Below are 17797 nucleotides of genomic sequence, written 5' to 3' on the forward strand. Positions count from 1 at the left end.
GAAAGGAGAGTTAAATGGTTTTCTTTAAAAAGAAAGAGGTTGTTGGCCTCGATATTGGAAGCCATTCCATTAAACTAGTAGAGATAAAAGAAACGGGAAAAGGAATGGAATTGATAAATTTTGGAGTAATGCCATTACAACCAGAGGCTGTGGTTGATGGTGCAATCATGGATGCCAGTATTATTGTTGATACCATTCAAAACCTGATCGAGGTGCAGAAAGTAAAAACAAAGGATGTAGTAACATCTGTATCGGGAACATCGGTAATTATAAAGAAGATAAAACTTCCTTTTATGACAGAAGAGGAATTAGCTGAGACCATTGAGTTTGAGGCAGAGCAGTATATCCCCTTTGATATTAGTGATGTAAATATAGATTTTCAAATATTGGAAAGCGAAGAACTCTTGGAAGAAGAGGGAGCCGATCAGATGGAAGTGCTTATCGTGGCAATTAAGAGGGAAAAGATTGACGATTATACCAATCTCATTTTAGAGGCTGGAATGAATCCAGTCATTGTTGATGTTGATGCCTTTGCAATCGAAAATAGCTATGAAGTAAACTATGATTTAAAAGAAAAAGAGATAGTAGCGTTAGTAGATATAGGCGCTGCAGTCATGAATATCAATATATTGAAAAATGGTTTGACCTCTTTTACCAGGGATATCTTTTTAGGAGGAAACCTCTACACACAAAATATTCAGAAAGAATTTGGAACAACCTGGGAAGATGCCGAGGCCATAAAACTCGGCATTGAAATGGAGGGGATTTCAAAAGAGAAAGCAAGACGGATCATAGAGAGAACAACAGAAGAAATTTTTCAAGAGGTTAATCGGTCTTTTGAATTTTTCAGGTCAGCAACAGGAGATGAAAATATAGACAAGATTGTCTTAAGTGGTGGTTGCACAAAGATCAAAGGAATGGATCAATTTTTTTCTCAAAGAGTGAATATCCCTGTCGAAATCGTAAACCCTTTTAAAAAGATTCATTTTGATGAGAAGCTTTTTGATAGAGAGTATATTAAAGAGATAGCTCCTCTTGCAGCAGTTGGCGTTGGTTTGGCAATCAGGAGGGTAGATGATTAAGATAAACCTGTTAAATGTAAGACAGCGAAGAAGACAGATTGGGATACTACGGGAGTTCATTATCTATGGAGTACTTTTTTCCCTGTTTATACTGGGTATTTTTTATCATTTGATAGTGACTCAGAATCAAAAGTCGCATTTTAGAAAAGAGATAGTCAGCATAAAGGAGCGGCTTGCACCTTTGGAAAAGATTGCAAAAAAGATAGAAGAGTTCCAGAAAAAAAAGGGGCTTCTTGAAAAAAGGATTAATATTATTGAAGAACTTAAATCAAATCAAGAAGGGCCTATACGCCTATTAGATGAAATAAGTTTGAATATCCCTTCTCAGGTATGGCTCATTTCTTTATCAGAAAAAGGATCGAGCATTGAAATGAAGGGTTTTTCTTTAACGAATATTGGAATAGCAACCTTCATGAAAAATGTTGAGAGTTCAGGATATTTTAAAAATGTAGAGCTCATTCAGGCAAAGCAGACAATGGTTGAGAAGCGAAAGGTAAAAGAGTTTACTATAAAAATGCAGATGAACACGACACACTAAGGAGAGAAAAGAGTGGAGATTTTAGAAAAAGCAAAATCGGTTCCCACATATCAACGCTGGCTGCTGATTGCCCTTTTGATATCTTTTTTGCTCCTTGGATACTATTATCTCTTCTATCAGAAAAACTCTAAAGAGATGCATAAGCTAAAAGAAGAATTTTCTAGACTAGAATTTTTATTGAAAAACTCAGAGCTCAATGCCAAGAGATTACCAGAATTAGAGGCTGAGGTAGAAGAACTGAAACGGAAGCTTACATTAGCCTTGGCACAGCTTCCCAGCAAGAAAGAGATTCCTGATTTGCTCACCCAGATATCTTTCTTGGGAAGAAGAGCTGGACTTGAGTTTTTGCTTTTTTCTCCTGCGAAAGAACGTTTTAAGGAATTTTATGCTGAGGTTCCCGTTAATATAGAAGTTTTTGGGCAATTTCATGATGTAGCAAGATTTTTTGATATGATATCAAAGCTCAATAGAATTGTGAATGTTTCAGAATTGAACATGGAGGAACCCACGGTTGAAGAAGATAAGTTTTTTTTAACAGCCAAATACACAGCAACGGCTTTTAGATTTTTAGATGAGAAAGAAATAGAAGAGATCAAAAAAAGAGAAGAAGAGCAGAGAAAGAAAAAGGGAAAAAGATAAAAGACATGAAAAATATTAGCACAGTGATTCTGATGATACTTTTTGGATGGGCTATGTTTCACGTCATAGATACAGATCCTACTAATAAGGCTATAGCTCAGATGTCATTTAGTGAAGAATTGGGTACAAAGGCCGATTCTCATCTCATAGAGAGAATTGATTATAAAGGAGGAGAGAGTCGTCTATATAATCCAAAGGGAAGAAGAGACCCTTTTAAGTCTCCTTTGATCATCTTAAAAAAAGATAAAAAGATCCCTCTAACGCCGTTGCAGAGATATGATATATCAGAGCTCAAGCTTACAGGAATCGTATGGGGAGGAGGAGTAAGTTATAGAGCCATGATTCTTGCTCCTGATGGAAAGGGCTATTCAGTAGGAATCAATTCGCTTATGGGTAAAAATGGTGGAAGGGTGATTAATATAGAAAAAGATAAGATTGTGATTCAGGAGAAAGATATCGATTTATTTGGTAAGGTAAAAAAGATCAACATAGTAATGAAATTGAGGGAGGAGTGAGGAAAAGATGAAAAAAAACCGTTTTTTAATTTTATCAATAGGATTGATATTTTTAACTGTTTCTCTTCTCTTTGGGTGTGCCTCTAAAACCAAAAAGATGAAACCTAACATTAAAGAAGAGACAAAAATGGAAGAGAAAGAAAAAATAGGGACAGTAACGGAGGTAAAAGGAGAGACCCTTTCTGATAAGACCTTGATTACCATTCAAGGAACAAAGCCCTTAGCGAAATATACGGCCTTTGAAAATTCAGAACCTCTAAGTATTGTTGTAGACGTAGCAGATGTCAATTTAGGTCCACTCCCACAGCCATTAGGATTTAAGAACAAGGTAGTAAAAGAGATAAAGGCACTTGAAAAGGAAGGAAAGAAAGGGGTAGAAGTCACCATATTTTTGGCTGAGAAAACATCATTTAACCTCTATCCTGAAAATAAGAGCCTTGTTTTGAAACTAGATAACCCAGAAGAAAAGGTGGCCGCTGCTGCAATAAAAGAGGAAAGAGAAGAGATTAAAGAGGTAAAAAAGGAAATAGAAGAAGGGAAAGAGTTTTCTCAGAAAAAGGCTTCTGAGGAAGAGGTGGCACCTGTTGTGAAAGAGGAAAAAGAAGAGGGGCTTAAGGAAGAGAAAAAGGTCCCTTTGGAAAAAAAGGTTATAAAAGAAGAGAAAAAAGAGGGGGTGCCTGAAAAAGCATATACAGGAACAAAGATCTCTTTGGATTTTCAAGATGCGGATATTAATAATATCCTAAGGCTGTTATCTGAGGTAAGCGGTCTCAATATAATCTCATCTGAGGATGTAAAGGGAAAGATAACAATCAGAATGGCTAATGTTCCTTGGGATCAGGCACTGGATGTTATCTTAAAGACAAAAGCACTGGGAAAAGAACGAGAAGGAAATATTATCAGAATCGCTACCTTAGAGAGGTTAAATAAGGAAAGAAAGGAAGTGCTCAAGGCCAAGAGCAAAGAGGCAGAGGAACTCGTAAAGGAAAAAGAGTCAAAAGAAAAGTTAAAACCTTTACAAACAAAGATCTATCCTGTAAGTTATGCCAGTGTAAAGAATATGAAGGAAAGTATAGAGAAACTTATGAGTGAGAGGGGACATATTACGATTGATGAACGGACAAATGTCCTTATTCTAAAGGATGTCGAGGAAAACATCGAAGAGATTTCTAAACTCATTAAGGTCATGGATAAACAGACTCCTCAGGTATCGATTGAAACCAGAATAGTAGAGTCAAATAGGAATTTCGGAAGGGAACTGGGGATAAGATGGGGTGGATTTTTGGAGAGGAATGATTTTCAGCTCCAGCCAAATGCCCTCCAACAGACCGGGGGTAAACAGAATATACCCGTTAATGCTGATGGTGAAGCAGGACTCAATTTTGGTGCCTTAGGAGGGGTTAGTGCCGATTCTAATACCCATACCCCAGGAGGAGGCAATTTTATCATAAGCCTTCCTGCTGGAACCGACACAGCCATAACTGGACCTCTATCAGCCATCGGATTTGGGATTGGTAATATCTTTAACGACCTGAAGCGTCTCGATATAGAGCTTTCAGCAGCAGAATTGAATGGAAGGGCAAAGGTGCTCTCAACACCCAAGGTTACGACCCTAGATAATAAAGAAGCTGTAATATTGACAGGGGAGAGAATACCCTTTTCTACGGTTTCACAACAAGGAACAGAGACCGTATTTATCGATGCGGTTTTAAGCCTTAAGGTAACACCTCATGTTACACCTGATGACTTTATTTCTATGAAGATTACAGCAACCAGGGATGCAAAGGGTGAAAATGTCCCCCAGGTAGGGGGTGGTAGCCAGCCTGCGATAAACAAGACCGAAGTAAAAACAGAGGTATTGGTTAGAGATGGAAATACAACAGTAATAGGTGGGATTTTTCAAAATACCAAGCAAAATAGGGTAGATGGGGTCCCCTTTCTCAAAGATATTCCTGCCCTTGGATGGCTTTTTAAAAAGAAGCTTGTTCAGGATGATAATGACGAGCTGTTAATCTTTCTCACACCTAAGATTGTAAAACATAGGATGTAATCTTTGAAAACCATAAAAGTCAATCTCAGAGAGAGAAGCTATCCTATCCATATCGGCACAGAGATCATTGAAGAGATTTGTTCTCGCTTAAGAGAGTTACCAATAGGAAAAAAGATAGCTATTATTACGAATCCAAGGATAAAAGAACTCTATGGCGATTTTGTTTCCCATGCAGTTGATACGGCCGGTTTTAAACCTGAATTGATCGAAGTACCCGCTGGTGAAGAGACGAAGGATTTAGATTGGGCCAGAAAATTATATGATAAGCTCATTTCTTTACGAATGGATAGGCGTTCTTGCCTGATAACCCTTGGAGGAGGTGTTGTCGGAGATTTAGGAGGGTTTGTTGCTTCAACCTTTATGAGAGGTATACCGTATATCCAGATTCCTACATCTCTTTTGGCCCAGGTAGATAGCAGCGTTGGTGGGAAGACTGCTGTAAATCATCCTCAGGGCAAAAATATTATCGGGACATTTTATCAGCCTCTTTCGGTCTTCATCGACATTTCTTTTTTAAAGACTCTCCCAAAGGAAGAGTTCCTCAATGGAATGGCAGAAGTCGTAAAATATGGGATTATTGCAGACAAAAAGCTCTTTCATTATCTAGAAGAGAATACACAAAAAGTCCTCTCTCTTGACCATCAAGCATTAGAATATCTCGCAAGCAGGTCTTGTTCCATTAAGGCCAAAATTGTGGAAAGGGATGAGAAGGAGACAAATATAAGGGCTATTCTGAATTTTGGGCACACGATTGGACATGCCATAGAGACGGCTTCAGGATATCGGTATAAACATGGAGAAGCTGTTTCCATCGGCATGGTTTATGCCTCTCAAATCTCTTATGATAAAGGTCTGTGTGAGAAAAAGGATGTTCAAAGGATTGAGGGCCTTTTATCCTCCTTGGGCTTACCCATAAAAGATGAAGGATTATTGCCAGAGGATATCGTAAGGACTCTTGAAACAGACAAAAAGATTTTAGATGAAAAGATAAGGCTCATTCTCATGAAAGAGATCGGCAAGGTAGCTATTTATAATGATATATCTCGGAATCTTATCTTGAGGGTATTAAGGAATCATTAAATACGAATTTCATACCACTTTTCTTGACTAAAAAAAGCAACCTTGAATCTTCTCCAGCCCTTATCTAGCAGTGTTTTCTTTTAACGTTTGCTTTCTTGATAAGTATCTAAAAAATTAAAGTTTTTGTATCAAAAGGATATAAATTTAAAACTTTAAATACTGAGTACAGAAAACATGACTGGTCAGTCACTTTTGCCAAACTAATTGACCAACTTTAAAATTTTTCCTTGACTAATAAGGATTATATATTCTATAGTTAAAAAAACCAGCATAGTAATTTTATTGTTGAGGGGAAGAGGTAATTATATTTCCCCTTTTTTTGTAACTTATAATATTTAAAGTAATTTTTAAAAAGATGGTCAAGATATTAGTGATTCATGGGCCCAATCTAAACCTATTAGGGATCAGGGAAACCGAGATTTACGGTAATCTTGCCTTAAAAGATATTAATAAGAAACTGGAGGATTTAGCCAAAAAAAACGGGTTAGATCTGGAAATAATCCAGTCAAATCATGAGGGAGAAATCGTAGAGTCAATCCAAAAGTCCAGGGGCAGGATAGATGGATTAATCATCAATCCTGCTGCTTATACCCATACCAGTATCGCTATAAGGGATGCACTGCTGACTTTAGATATTCCTGTGGTAGAGGTTCATCTGTCCAATATATTTGGAAGGGAAGAGTTTAGGAAAAAGTCTCTTATTTCTGATGTTGTTTCAGGGCATATATCAGGGTTTGGACCGAACAGTTATATATTAGGATTTCATGCTCTACTTGAGCTGATAAATAGAGGGAAAGAAAAATGATGGTTTCGACAAGTGAATTTAGAAATGGGTTGAAGATAGAGCTGGGAGGAGAGCCTTTTTTAATGATTGAGTTTCAGCATGTAAAGCCTGGAAAGGGAGGAGCTTTTGTAAGAACAAAGCTTAAGAGTTTAAAGACAAAGAGTGTTTTAGAAAAGACCTTTAGGTCTGGAGAGAAGATTGAAGTGCCGGATATTGAGGAAAAAGAAATGCAGTATCTTTATAAGGATAAAGATCACTACATCTTTATGGATAATCAAACTTATGAACAGATATCAGTTGCAGAAGATCAGCTAGGGGGCAGTCAAAATTATCTGAGAGAAAATATAAACGTAACACTCCTTTTTCATAACAAAGTGCCTATTGAAGCCACTCTTCCAACCTTTGTCGAACTCAAGATTATAAAGACATCCCCCGGGCTCAAAGGAGATACAGTGAGTGGAGGAAATAAACCAGCTACTTTAGAGACCGGTGCTGTTGTGCAGGTTCCATTATTTCTCAATGAAGGGGATGTTGTAAAGATCGATACCAGAACTGGTGAATATATTGAAAGGGTTAAATAACTAATATTTACAAGGAGTAGGTATGGATTTAAAAGAGTTAGAAGAATTGATAGATCTTTTTGAAAGCAAAGAGATTTTAGAATTAGAATACGAGAAAGAAGGTGTTAAAGTTAAATTGAAAAAAGGGGGAGAGTCGGCATCGGTAGTTCTTAACCCTACTCTTACTCATGTCGGCAGCAGCGCAACATCTTCTCCTGTAAAAAAAGAAAAAGAGGAGGTTTTGGAGAAAAAGACAGAACATGATGATAAGCTTGTTACTGTAGAATCTCCTATTGTAGGGACCTTTTACAGGGCCCCCTCTCCTGAATCACCTCCTTATGTTGAAGTAGGTGATATGGTGGAGAAAGGACAGGTCCTCTGTATTGTTGAGGCGATGAAGGTCATGAATGAGATAGAAGTTGAGTTTAAAGGAAAGGTAGCATCAATACTGGTGGAGAACTCCCAGCCTGTAGAGTATGGAGAACCCCTGTTTCTTATAGAGCCATTGTAATTTTTTTGGAGATTTTTTGTATATGTTTAGTAAGATTTTGGTTGCCAATCGAGGCGAGATTGCGCTTAGGGTTTTGAGGGCGTGTAAAGAGATGGGAATCATGACCGTTGCTGTCCATTCAGATGCCGATGCCGATTCTCTACATGTAAAGTTTGCTGATGAATCTGTTTGTATTGGTCCTCCGGAGACCATAAACAGCTATTTGAACATAACAAATATTATATCTGCTGCTGAGATTACCGGTGCGGACGCTATTCATCCAGGCTACGGTCTCTTGGCTGAAAATCCAGGTTTTGCCGAGGCATGTGAGGCATCCAATATTAAATTCATAGGCCCGTCTCCTGAGAGCATTAGATTAATGGGAGATAAGGCCATGGCAAGAGAGACTATGAAAAAGGCCGGGATCCCGATTATCCCTGGGAGTGACTCAAAGATAGAAAATCCAGAGGAAGTCCTGAAACTGGCTGAGAAGATGGGATTTCCTATCATCATAAAGGCTTCTATGGGAGGGGGCGGTAACGGTATGAAGATTGTGGATGACGGAGAGAATCTCACCAAATATTTTCTTATGGCTAAAACAGAGGCCTATAAAGCCTTTGGCAGCTCAGAGGTCTATATCGAGAAATATTTAAAAAGACCGAAGCATATAGAATTTCAGGTTTTGGGGGATGAAGATGGGAATGTGGTCTATCTTGGCGAGAGAGACTGTTCTATCCAGAGAAGGCATCAAAAGCTGATAGAAGAATCTCCTTCTCCTATTATGACCGCGAAATTGAGAAAAGAAATGGGGCGTATAGCTGTTAAGGCGGCAAAGTCTGTGAATTATTTTGGAGCTGGAACTGTAGAGTTTTTAGTGGATCAGGAGAAGAATTATTATTTCTTAGAGATGAATACCCGTATTCAGGTGGAGCATCCTGTCACAGAAATGATAACGGGTATTGATCTGGTAAAGGAACAGATAAAGATTGCTATGGGAAAGCCCTTTGGATTTACTCAAAAGGGTATAAAATTTCAGGGCCATAGTATTGAATGTCGTATCAACGCAGAAGACCCGAAGAAGTTTGTTCCTTCCCCTGGAAAAATCACGGGTCTCAATCTTCCTGGCGGAAATGGCGTAAGAGTCGATACAGCTATCTATCCGGGTTACTATGTCCTTCCCTTTTATGATTCTCTGATAGCAAAGCTCATTGTTCACGGAAGGGACAGAGCAGAGGCTTTGGCCAAGATGAGAGTAGCCCTTGAACAATTCAAGGTAGATGGGATCAAGACAACTATCCCTTTTCATCAAAAGGTATTTGAGGATAAGGATTTTATTAGAGGGGATTTTTGCACAGATTTTATTGAAAAACCTGAAGTGGCTTCATCCCTTAAATGACTTCCATTTTTCTGACCCCCATTCATAAATTTACCCCATTAAGGAAAGGTTTATATTTAATAATTTTTTTTATGAAAGCCTTTCTTTGTCTATGGATTTTCTCTCTTATTTCAGGGTGTTCCGGGAGTGTAGAAAGATCGATAAAAGCATTAGATTCTCCAGATTGGCGGATTCGTCAAAAGGCTGTAAATCATCTCCTTGAATCAAAAGATAAACGGGCCATAGATCCCCTTATTCATAAAGGGCTGAAAGATGATGATTTCTATGTTAGAAGGTCCTCTGTCCAGGCTCTGGGAAAACTGAAAGATAAAAGAGCTGTTGGTCCTTTAATAGAAGTATTTAAAAAAGACCTTACTGTCAGGGAAGAAGCGGCATTGGCCATTGGACAGATAGGGGATAGCGAGGCAGTTAAGTTTCTTAAAGATCTGGTAGAAAGCGATGATTATATTGAAAGGGGTTATGGAATTGGTGGATTGGCTCAGCTGGAGAAAAAGGAGTTTTTTCCTCTTTTCTATAAATCTGCGAAGGATAGATTTTATTTTGTTAGAGAAAGAGCAGTAGAGGGATTAAGAAGAATAGAGGAGAAGAAGACAAAAAGTATCGATATATATGCGAGATTACTCAATGATAAAGATCCGGAAATTAGGGGCTATGCTGTGGAAGACATAGCAAGACTGGGGAACAGGGACCTTTATAAATATATTAACGAAGGCTTGAAAGATAATGACCCTTTTGTCCGCAAGAAAGCTGTGCTCGCAGCAGGCATGTTACGTGATGAAAGAACGGTTGATTCTTTAGTTGAGTTATTGAATCGAGATCCTTCCCTTAAGAAAAATATTATCAAGTCGCTCCAAAAGACAGGCAGTAAAAAGGTCTTCAATCTCTTTATAAAGTTTTTAGAAGATAAGGATGTTGAGGTCAGAAAAGCCAGTATTAACGCCCTCGGTGAATTTGAAGACAGAAGAATTATTGATCCTTTGATTTCTCTTTTTGAAAGGGATACTCAGACAAGAAAAGATGTCGTTTTAGCCCTTGGCAATATTAAAGATGAAAAGGCCTTTGAATTTTTAAAAGGGGTGGCAACCAATAGAGAGATGGGTGCTGATATTCGGGCATATGCTGTAGAGGCCATGGGAATGCACAGGAATAGAAAGGCAATCGTTCTTTTGAAAAATATATATAAAGGGGGTGAACCAAAAGTCAGGATAGAAGCTGTTAAGGCATTGGCAAATTTAGAGGATGAAGAGATCATCTCCATACTAGAAGAACTCCTAAGCACGGAAAAGGATGAGGAGGTTTCAATGGCAGCAAAGGAGGCCTTGAATGCCCTTCAAAAGAAAATTGGATCCCTTAAAAGGGAGGAGGAGAAAAAGGAAGAAAGAAAGGAACAATTAAGGTAAACAACCCAAACAACCAGCAATAATAAGCAAAATAGAAAAAATTTCCTTTCATAATGATACGAATCAGAAACTTTAGAGAAAGATATCCTGCCAAAAAAGCAACAATCATTCCAATAATATTTGGTATCATTAATGAGTAATCGAGATGAAGGAGTTCTCCTAACTTTAATGTCATGGCTCCCAAGATTGCTGGTATGGATAGTAAAAAGGAGAACCTTATAGCAAGTGATTTTTCAAGACCCTGAAAAAGTCCAAAGGCGATTGTAGAGCCTGATCTTGAAATGCCAGGCAGGATTGCTAAACCCTGCACAAATCCGATCACAAGAGCATTTTTAAAACTCATTTTATGAATGTCTTTGTCATCTTTTGAAAATCTTTTGGTTAGCCATAAGAGAAGACCTGTTATAAGGAGCATTATCCCTACGATTTTGAGAGAGGAGAAAAGCTCCTCCACTTTTTTTTCAAAGAGATATCCTATGATAAATGTAGGAATTGTTGCAATAATGATAAACTGAAGGAGTTTGATATTATAAGAACTTTTCTCAGAGGTTTTTGAGCTCTCTTTTTTCAAACGATTTGATACATAAAGATAAAGCTCTTTTACGATATTTACAATATCTTCTCTGAAGACCAAAAAGACAGCCATTAAGGTGCCGAAATGAACCATAATATCAAAGAGGAGTTGTGGTTGATGGAGACCAAAAAGATTTTGGAAGACGACCAAATGCCCGGAGCTGCTAATGGGGAGAAATTCTGTAATCCCTTGGATGATTCCCAATAAGACTGCCTTTATTATATCCATTAAAGATATCTCTTCTTTCCTCTTCTTGAGAGCAATTCAGTAATCTTCTTTATATCTTGCGCCTTATCCTTGTGGCATACAAGAAGTGCGTCTTTTGTTTCAACGATAATCAGATTATCAAGGCCAACCGTAGCAACGAGCTTATCAGGAGAGTAGATGATCGTGTCTTTTGTTCCCACTCCGATATGTTTTCCGATGATTACATTTTGGGATTTATCTCTAGGCAATATTTCCTTTAGACTGTTCCAGTTTCCCACATCACTCCAGGGAAAATCACACGGTATGACTAATACATTATCGGCCTTTTCCATTATTCCATAATCGATAGATATCTCACTTATCTTTGAATAAGACCTGGCTATAGCCCGCTCCTGTTCGGGTGTATTGAAGTAATTCTGTAAAGGTAACAAGCTCTGATAGATTTTTGGAAGATGTTTTTCAAACATCCTCAATATGGTGTTAATGCTCCAGACAAATATTCCAGCATTCCAGAGATATGAGTTTTCTTTAAGGAATCTTTGAGCCTTTTTTTGGCTTGGCTTTTCCGTAAAATTCAAAACGCTGTAAACATTCGTTTTTTTCATCCTCGCAAATTTTTTACCATAATGGATGTATCCATAACCTGTCTCGGCCCTCTTGGGCTTTATCCCGAGGGTAATCAGATAGTCACCTTTTTTTGCAATCTCCTCAGCAAGGGATAATGCACTAACAAATTTCTTTTGATTTTCTATCATATGGTCAGAAGGGAAGACCGCCATAATACCATTGGGGTCTCTCTCTTTGAGATAGAGGGCAGCAAGAGCTATGCATGGAGCTGTGTTCTTACCGACCGGTTCAAATATAAAGTTTTCTTCTGGGATAGAGGGAAGATGCTTTTTTATCTCTTTTTCCTGAGTTTTATTGGAGATGACAAGTATATTTCTTATGGGAATGAGCTGCTTTAATCTTTTGATGGTAAGCTGGACAAGAAACTCTTTTCCTTTTATCTTAAGATACTGTTTTGGAAGGGCTTCTCTGCTCAGTGGCCAGAATCTTGTTCCCTTACCTCCTGCCATAATAACACCAAACATAAAACTCCTCCTTTTACTTTGGCTCACCGCCTTTATTCAATGTCTTTTGAGGATTAAATAGAGGGAGCTTTTTTAAGATAATAAATCCAGCAAAGAGAAGGATAATAAAGACAATTGAGGCAAGATTAAAATTTCTTTTGAGAAAACTCTCAATCTCTTTGCCAAATAAGAGTATTGAAAATCCCACAATAAAAAATCTTCCTCCCCTACCGATGATAGAGGCGATAACAAATGTTTTAAAATTTACATAAAGAGCCCCTGCAGAAATCGTAAAAACCTTATAAGGAATAGGGGTAAAACCGGCTATAATAATAGCCCATGCCTCAAACCTTTCAAAATAATTATGGGCAAGCTCAATCTTTTCCTTGGAGACAACTCTCTTTAGTAGCGGCTTACCTCCCTTTATACCGATCAAATATCCAAACATGCCTCCCAGGACAGAACCAATAAGGGTAATAAGGGCGTATATAAGGCTAAAAGAGGGGTTGATGAGTGATAGGGCTATTAATAAAATATCAGGGGCAATAGGAAAAAATGAGGATTCAGCAAAGGCTATCAAAAAGAGGGCTAAGCTCCCAAAAGGGGTCTGTGCCCACTGAATGGTCCATGTAAGAAGGTTTTCAATCATATCATTCCTCTAACTCGAGCCCTCCCAATTCCTTTAGCTTTGTTTTGAAAATCTTTCTTATCTCTTCCAGTCTCTCTTTACTATTGGCTTCAAAGCGTAAAACGAGGACCGGCTGGGTGTTTGATGCTCTTAGCAGTCCCCAGCCATCAGGAAGAGTTACCCTTACCCCATCGATATCTATGACTTCAAAGTGTTCTTTAAAGTAAGCCTTGATCTTTTCAACAACCTGAAATTTCATATTATCAGGACAGTCTATCCTGATTTCCGGTGTAGAAAATGTTTTTGGGACATCATCAAGTAGTTCTGATAGTTTTTTTTCTGTTTTCGATAATATCTGCAAAAGCCTGGCTGAGGCATAAATGGCGTCATCATATCCAAAGTAATCATCAGCAAAAAACATATGGCCACTCATCTCCCCTCCAACAGCGGCTTTTTCTTTTTTCATCCTCTTTTTTATTAGAGAATGGCCCGCTTGTCCCATGATAGGAATTCCACCATGTTTTTTAATATCATCAAACAGGTTCTGAGAACATTTTACCTCAAATACGACCTTTGCTCCTGGATTTCTCTTAAGGATATCTCTTGAGAATATCATTAATAAGTAATCTCCAAAGAGAATTTCTCCATTCTCATCAACAACCCCTATCCTGTCTCCATCTCCATCATAGGCTATGCCCAAATCTGCTTTGTTCTCTTTGACTTTGGAAATCATATCTTTGAGATTTTTGGGGACTGTTGGATCTGCAAAATGATTCGGAAAATTCCCGTTAGGCTCACAGAAAAGCTCGGTTACATAACAGCCAAGCTTTCTTAAAAGCTTTGGAGCTATGATACCCGCTGTCCCATTTCCTGCATCGATAACCACATTTAGTTTTTTTTGTAGATTAATCTTTGTATAAATAAGGTCTATGTATTCGGGGATAATATCAGAATAGGATAGTTCCCCCTTACCCTTGGAATACTCTCCTTTTTCAATGATCTTTCGAATATCCTGTATTTCATTTCCAGAGATCGTCCATTTTCCTACACAAACCTTAAACCCATTAAACTCAGGAGGGTTATGACTCCCTGTTATCATGATCCCCCCGCTTGCATCAAAATAAAAGAGAGCATAGTAAAGAAGTGGTGTAGGAACCAATCCCACATCAATGACATCCCATCCTGTAGATAGTATCCCCTCAATCAATCCATCCTTCAATTCTTCGGAATTTAACCTAAAATCCCTGCCAACAGCTATGGGACCTTTTTTTTGCTCGGTAATATAAGTACCATATGCTCTTCCGATATCGTAGGCAACATCTCGATTGAGTTCTTTATCGATGATGCCTCTTATATCATATTCTCTAAATATTTGTGGATTCATGATTTATCTCGAAAATAGGATAAGTAATAGTAACATTGAGGGTTTGGACGGTCAAGAGTTTATTCGGTTATGTCCTTTTCTTGCTCGTCCAAGAAAAGGACGAAAAGAAGGACGCCCCGCCTGCTTTTCTTAACAGGGTTTTGTCTTTGTTCACTCAGCCGAGGCAAAAAACTTGGCTTCGCCTTCAGACACTTTGCCTCTTTTTTCCTCGTTCACTTGAAAAACCCCTAAAAAGCAGAGGGGGGATTAAAAAAACATGATTTCCTTGCTCCCCTGTCAAACACCTAAAAAATCGAAAGGGGAATTATATCTAAAAAAAGAACTTTAAAAAAACCTCATGGAAAAAAGCCTTTCTTTTTGTTAAAATCTATAATTATTTTGAGGAGAGATATCATGAAAGGTCGGACATGGAAAAATATTGAGAAAAATGCTTCAGAAGAGATTAAATCTTACCTGTCAGAAAATGGTGGGACTTCTGAAGAGGTTAAGAGTTTGTATGAAGAGTGGCGGATTAGGTTTTCAGATTCAACCTTTACCTATTATACAAAGGGGACGCTCTTTTCTACTCCTTCTCCCTCCAATGATCCTGCTGTATACAAGGCATGGAAAAAGATCGATTCTTTGGTGGGATTCACTTTTAGCAGACCAAAAAAGGATTTTCTCATGGGCCTGGATGAGACAGGAAAAGGAGAAATTATCGGTCATACCGTTCTCGCTGGAGTTATTTTCCCTAAAGGTATTTTCGAAAAGGTTGATTTGTTGGTTGGTCCTGCAGATACGAAAAAGAGGCACACTTTCGAATACTGGGACAAGATTTTTGAAGAATTAGACCATTTTAGAAGTTCTGGATTTGATTTTATTACAGAAAAGATATCCCCTTCTGAAGTAGACAGATACAACTTTAACAGAATAATGGATGTAAGATACCAAAGGATACTTTCCCTTTTTTTACAAAAAGTAAAAATCAATCAATGCAGGATTGTACTGGATGACTATGGAGTGGGTACAACCCTTAACCGATTTCTGAATTCTCTGACACAAAAAGGAGCAGAGGTAATCATAACAAAAAAAGCAGAGGATAAATACCTTGGAGCAAAAGTCGCTTCTTTAGTCTCCAAGAGAATACGAGAAAAAGAGATCAGAGAAATCAATGAAAATCCAGATTATCAGATCAACGGGCTATCAATTGGCTCAGGCAATGCTGGGGACAAGCAAACCTTGGATTGGTTAAGGAAATGGCATGCTGCAGGTAAAGAATGGCCTTGGTTTATTAAAAGGTCGTTCAAAACGATTTGGGAAATGGAAGGGAAAACCAAAAGCCATAAAAAGATTAATCCTCCTTCTGAAAAAATCTGATAAAAAGAATCCTTGTTTTTCTCCTCATCATTCAAAAATTCCTACGATTTTTTTTAAAATTTTTTACTTATGTGCGTGCCACATCTTTATTCAATATTCCCTCACTGGTTCAAAATTGCCCACTTAAGGATTTTTTTTCATTGTCAAATTCTTAACGCTTCATTAACACCCCGATTTAAAATAGATTAATATCTTTAATATCAGATAGTTACATCTTTATATCAGATAAACAGATTTTGGAATTTCATGGCATAAAAAATGCTAAAAAAGGGGGTAAATAATCCTCAAGATTAAGGTGTGTTTTGTCGATATTTCATATAATGAGGAATATTAGCTGAAATTCGAAAGGGATGGTATGTCAGAAAATATTGATATATCAAAAGTTATCTTAAAAAAAGAGGGAGTAAAATTTCTTAGAGAGGCTGGAGACATCTCAGAGGTTCTTAAAAAAGAGGAGCAAATTCCTTCTTTTTTGGATAATATAGAGATTACACCCAGAGGCCTTCTCAGTAATCCCGAACTCTTCGACTTTCTTAAAAAGGAGCTGGAATCCAAGACAATAAAAGATTACTTTCAAGGGCTTGTTACTGAAGATAGGAAAGAAGATATCTTTGTAATCAGGAGAAGATTAAAGGAAGAAGGAGTCATTGAGAATAAAAAAGATTCAGGCAATATCCTCTCCCAGCTTTTGTTTCACCAGATATCGGATCATAATGATATCCTATCCCCTGAGAAAAGAGGTTTAAAGATATTAAATATCTATAGCATAAAGAGGCTCAAGACCCTCTTAGAGAAAGAATATAAAACTCTTGAGAATGAGAAATTAGGTCTTCAACAAAAATTAGCAGATTTAAAGAGTCGTATAGAAAAAATATCCTTTTCTTTAGAACCAAGATATGGAAATCATAAAAATCTTGAAAAGGAATTCTATACCGCCCTTTCTGATTATCAATCCTTCCAAGAAGAGTTTAAGAAAAAAACAGTAGAAATCGATGTAAAGCTAAAGAAACTTGAAAAGGTTCTCTCCATTGGTAGCGAATCAATAAAGTCTTTTCAGACGATGTATTCTCAGGGAAAAAAGATATATGTTGATAACAATTTTAGAAGGCTTGACCAAAGAATCGTTGAATCGAAACAGGAAAAATATAGAAAGCTTGAAAGGCTTTACAGTCAGGCAAAGGATGAGAAAAAGGAGTGGCAGGAAAAGCTGAATAAGAAAGAAATCAGTCTAGCTAATCTCAAGAGTAAATTTAAGACCAGTGAAAAGATGATTAAATATTTCGAGCACGTTAACGAAAACTGTAAGAGGACAGAAAAAAAGTTAAAAGAGGAGCTAAAGAGTTTAGAGGAAGAGAGAGCAAAGAAATCAGGCAAGCTCGATACTTTGGAGGAAATTATCGATTCATATGAATCTTGTAGAAAATATTTAGAAGAAGCCATCAATGAGCTGGCCATCGATATCAATTCAGTTGAAAAGAGAATGGGTTCTTTAACCGATGCTATTTTGGGTCTTAATCAATTAAAGGATACTGAAGGGACATATAAGGAGACAGTAGAAAGAGCAAATGAGAGAATTAAGGAGTTACGGTTTTCTTTGGACAAAAATTGCCCTCTTATCAAGGCATTCATTCATAAGAAGAAGCGAGAGCTTGGTGACAGAGCGATTCTGGAAGAAGATCTTGAGTCATCCCCTCTTATTGAAGAGTATCGCACTTTAGATTCTTCTCATAAGAGATTGATGGAGGAGCTTCAAAAGGAGATAGAGGAAAGGAAAAAGATTGTCAGTGAAAGAAAGACATGTTTTGAAAGGATCAAGGAAGAGCTGGAGCGAGGAAAGGATGAGATAGAAGGAATACAGAGAGACTTGATTGATGTAGGATTCAGGTTATCAACAAATTATAGCATATTGAATCTATCATGTATAAGCCGTGAAGTTTTTTCCAATCTCTTTCTCTTTATTTTTCTAAAAAAAGATTTTCAAAAATTTTCATTGCAGGAGTTAAAAAGCGCAACAGAAGATCAGAGCCTAGTATTAAAGGAATTA

At 37.6% G+C, this 17797-nt stretch carries 17 protein-coding genes; 13 read left to right on the forward strand and 4 right to left on the reverse strand.

Going from position 1 to position 17797, the window contains the following annotated elements:
* Window positions 1-14 precede the first annotated feature (14 nt).
* The 11 genes from pilM (at window position 15) to VMW81_01980 (ending at window position 10534) form a co-directional block, all read left to right on the forward strand.
* Window positions 15-1082 (forward strand): type IV pilus assembly protein PilM, encoded by a 1068-nt coding sequence (gene pilM / locus VMW81_01930; protein ID HUU49702.1) that lies wholly within the window; start codon window positions 15-17, stop codon window positions 1080-1082.
* Window positions 1075-1620 carry a PilN domain-containing protein gene (locus VMW81_01935; GenBank protein HUU49703.1) on the forward strand — a complete coding sequence of 182 codons (546 nt, stop codon included), beginning with the start codon at window positions 1075-1077 and terminating at the stop codon, window positions 1618-1620. Before pilM ends, VMW81_01935 begins: the two co-directional genes overlap by 8 nt.
* A gap of 12 nt (window positions 1621-1632) precedes the next feature.
* The gene (gene pilO, locus VMW81_01940) at window positions 1633-2259 is read left to right on the forward strand and encodes a type 4a pilus biogenesis protein PilO (protein ID HUU49704.1); all 627 of its coding nucleotides are present in this window, start codon (window positions 1633-1635) and stop codon (window positions 2257-2259) included.
* Window positions 2260-2264: 5 nt separating this feature from the next.
* Window positions 2265-2774, forward strand: a complete 510-nt coding sequence (locus VMW81_01945) for a pilus assembly protein PilP (protein HUU49705.1) — start codon at window positions 2265-2267, stop codon at window positions 2772-2774.
* A 7-nt stretch (window positions 2775-2781) separates the two neighbouring features.
* Complete coding sequence (gene pilQ / locus VMW81_01950; protein HUU49706.1) at window positions 2782-4824, forward strand: type IV pilus secretin PilQ; 2043 nt, start codon at window positions 2782-2784, stop codon at window positions 4822-4824.
* A gap of 3 nt (window positions 4825-4827) precedes the next feature.
* Window positions 4828-5904, forward strand: coding sequence for a 3-dehydroquinate synthase (gene aroB, locus VMW81_01955; protein HUU49707.1), 1077 nt, complete (start codon window positions 4828-4830; stop codon window positions 5902-5904).
* A gap of 355 nt (window positions 5905-6259) precedes the next feature.
* Window positions 6260-6709 carry a type II 3-dehydroquinate dehydratase gene (aroQ, locus tag VMW81_01960; GenBank protein HUU49708.1) on the forward strand — a complete coding sequence of 150 codons (450 nt, stop codon included), beginning with the start codon at window positions 6260-6262 and terminating at the stop codon, window positions 6707-6709.
* On the forward strand, window positions 6706-7269 hold the full coding sequence (efp, locus tag VMW81_01965) for an elongation factor P (GenBank protein HUU49709.1): 564 nt from the start codon (window positions 6706-6708) through the stop codon (window positions 7267-7269). Before aroQ ends, efp begins: the two co-directional genes overlap by 4 nt.
* Window positions 7270-7291: 22 nt before the next feature.
* Complete coding sequence (gene accB / locus VMW81_01970) at window positions 7292-7759, forward strand: acetyl-CoA carboxylase biotin carboxyl carrier protein (protein ID HUU49710.1); 468 nt, start codon at window positions 7292-7294, stop codon at window positions 7757-7759.
* A 22-nt stretch (window positions 7760-7781) separates the two neighbouring features.
* Window positions 7782-9134 carry an acetyl-CoA carboxylase biotin carboxylase subunit gene (gene accC / locus VMW81_01975; protein ID HUU49711.1) on the forward strand — a complete coding sequence of 451 codons (1353 nt, stop codon included), beginning with the start codon at window positions 7782-7784 and terminating at the stop codon, window positions 9132-9134.
* A 71-nt stretch (window positions 9135-9205) separates the two neighbouring features.
* On the forward strand, window positions 9206-10534 hold the full coding sequence (locus VMW81_01980; protein HUU49712.1) for a HEAT repeat domain-containing protein: 1329 nt from the start codon (window positions 9206-9208) through the stop codon (window positions 10532-10534).
* Here the strand turns inward: VMW81_01980 and uppP are convergent.
* From uppP to VMW81_02000, 4 genes are read right to left on the reverse strand one after another with little or no spacing between them, the layout of a single operon-like run.
* A complete protein-coding gene (gene uppP / locus VMW81_01985; protein ID HUU49713.1) occupies window positions 10485-11336 on the reverse strand; it encodes an undecaprenyl-diphosphatase UppP in 852 nt (283 codons plus the stop codon). The genes VMW81_01980 and uppP overlap by 50 nt on opposite strands.
* The gene (locus tag VMW81_01990) at window positions 11336-12406 is read right to left on the reverse strand and encodes a mannose-1-phosphate guanylyltransferase (protein HUU49714.1); all 1071 of its coding nucleotides are present in this window, start codon (window positions 12404-12406) and stop codon (window positions 11336-11338) included. The genes uppP and VMW81_01990 overlap by 1 nt, the downstream gene beginning before the upstream one ends.
* A gap of 13 nt (window positions 12407-12419) precedes the next feature.
* Window positions 12420-13034 carry a YqaA family protein gene (locus VMW81_01995; protein ID HUU49715.1) on the reverse strand — a complete coding sequence of 205 codons (615 nt, stop codon included), beginning with the start codon at window positions 13032-13034 and terminating at the stop codon, window positions 12420-12422.
* Window position 13035: 1 nt separating this feature from the next.
* Window positions 13036-14397, reverse strand: coding sequence for a phosphomannomutase/phosphoglucomutase (locus VMW81_02000; GenBank protein HUU49716.1), 1362 nt, complete (start codon window positions 14395-14397; stop codon window positions 13036-13038).
* Between the two features lie 393 nt (window positions 14398-14790).
* Here VMW81_02000 and VMW81_02005 point away from each other — a divergent pair, with 393 nt between their 5' ends.
* On the forward strand, window positions 14791-15753 hold the full coding sequence (locus VMW81_02005) for a hypothetical protein (GenBank protein ID HUU49717.1): 963 nt from the start codon (window positions 14791-14793) through the stop codon (window positions 15751-15753).
* A gap of 355 nt (window positions 15754-16108) precedes the next feature.
* Window positions 16109-17797: hypothetical protein (locus tag VMW81_02010; protein ID HUU49718.1), on the forward strand; the 1689-nt coding region annotated here is incomplete at its 3' end.

The sequence above is a fragment of the Nitrospinota bacterium genome (assembly GCA_035528715.1).
Lineage (GTDB): Bacteria > JADFOP01 > JADFOP01 > DATKYB01 > DATKYB01 > DATKYB01.

What these genes read in the sequence shown, in the direction of transcription:
- pilM (HUU49702.1), top strand. Translation starts at nt 15, where the DNA reads ATGGTTTTCTTTAAAAAGAAAGAGGTTGTTGGCCTCGATATTGGAAGC.
- VMW81_01935 (HUU49703.1), top strand. Translation starts at nt 1,075, where the DNA reads ATGATTAAGATAAACCTGTTAAATGTAAGACAGCGAAGAAGACAGATT.
- VMW81_01945 (HUU49705.1), top strand. Translation starts at nt 2,265, where the DNA reads ATGAAAAATATTAGCACAGTGATTCTGATGATACTTTTTGGATGGGCT.
- pilQ (HUU49706.1), top strand. Translation starts at nt 2,782, where the DNA reads ATGAAAAAAAACCGTTTTTTAATTTTATCAATAGGATTGATATTTTTA.
- aroQ (HUU49708.1), top strand. Translation starts at nt 6,260, where the DNA reads ATGGTCAAGATATTAGTGATTCATGGGCCCAATCTAAACCTATTAGGG.
- efp (HUU49709.1), top strand. Translation starts at nt 6,706, where the DNA reads ATGATGGTTTCGACAAGTGAATTTAGAAATGGGTTGAAGATAGAGCTG.
- accB (HUU49710.1), top strand. Translation starts at nt 7,292, where the DNA reads ATGGATTTAAAAGAGTTAGAAGAATTGATAGATCTTTTTGAAAGCAAA.
- accC (HUU49711.1), top strand. Translation starts at nt 7,782, where the DNA reads ATGTTTAGTAAGATTTTGGTTGCCAATCGAGGCGAGATTGCGCTTAGG.
- VMW81_01980 (HUU49712.1), top strand. Translation starts at nt 9,206, where the DNA reads ATGAAAGCCTTTCTTTGTCTATGGATTTTCTCTCTTATTTCAGGGTGT.
- uppP (HUU49713.1), bottom strand. Translation starts at nt 11,336, where the DNA reads ATGGATATAATAAAGGCAGTCTTATTGGGAATCATCCAAGGGATTACA.
- VMW81_01990 (HUU49714.1), bottom strand. Translation starts at nt 12,406, where the DNA reads ATGTTTGGTGTTATTATGGCAGGAGGTAAGGGAACAAGATTCTGGCCA.
- VMW81_01995 (HUU49715.1), bottom strand. Translation starts at nt 13,034, where the DNA reads ATGATTGAAAACCTTCTTACATGGACCATTCAGTGGGCACAGACCCCT.
- VMW81_02000 (HUU49716.1), bottom strand. Translation starts at nt 14,397, where the DNA reads ATGAATCCACAAATATTTAGAGAATATGATATAAGAGGCATCATCGAT.
- VMW81_02005 (HUU49717.1), top strand. Translation starts at nt 14,791, where the DNA reads ATGAAAGGTCGGACATGGAAAAATATTGAGAAAAATGCTTCAGAAGAG.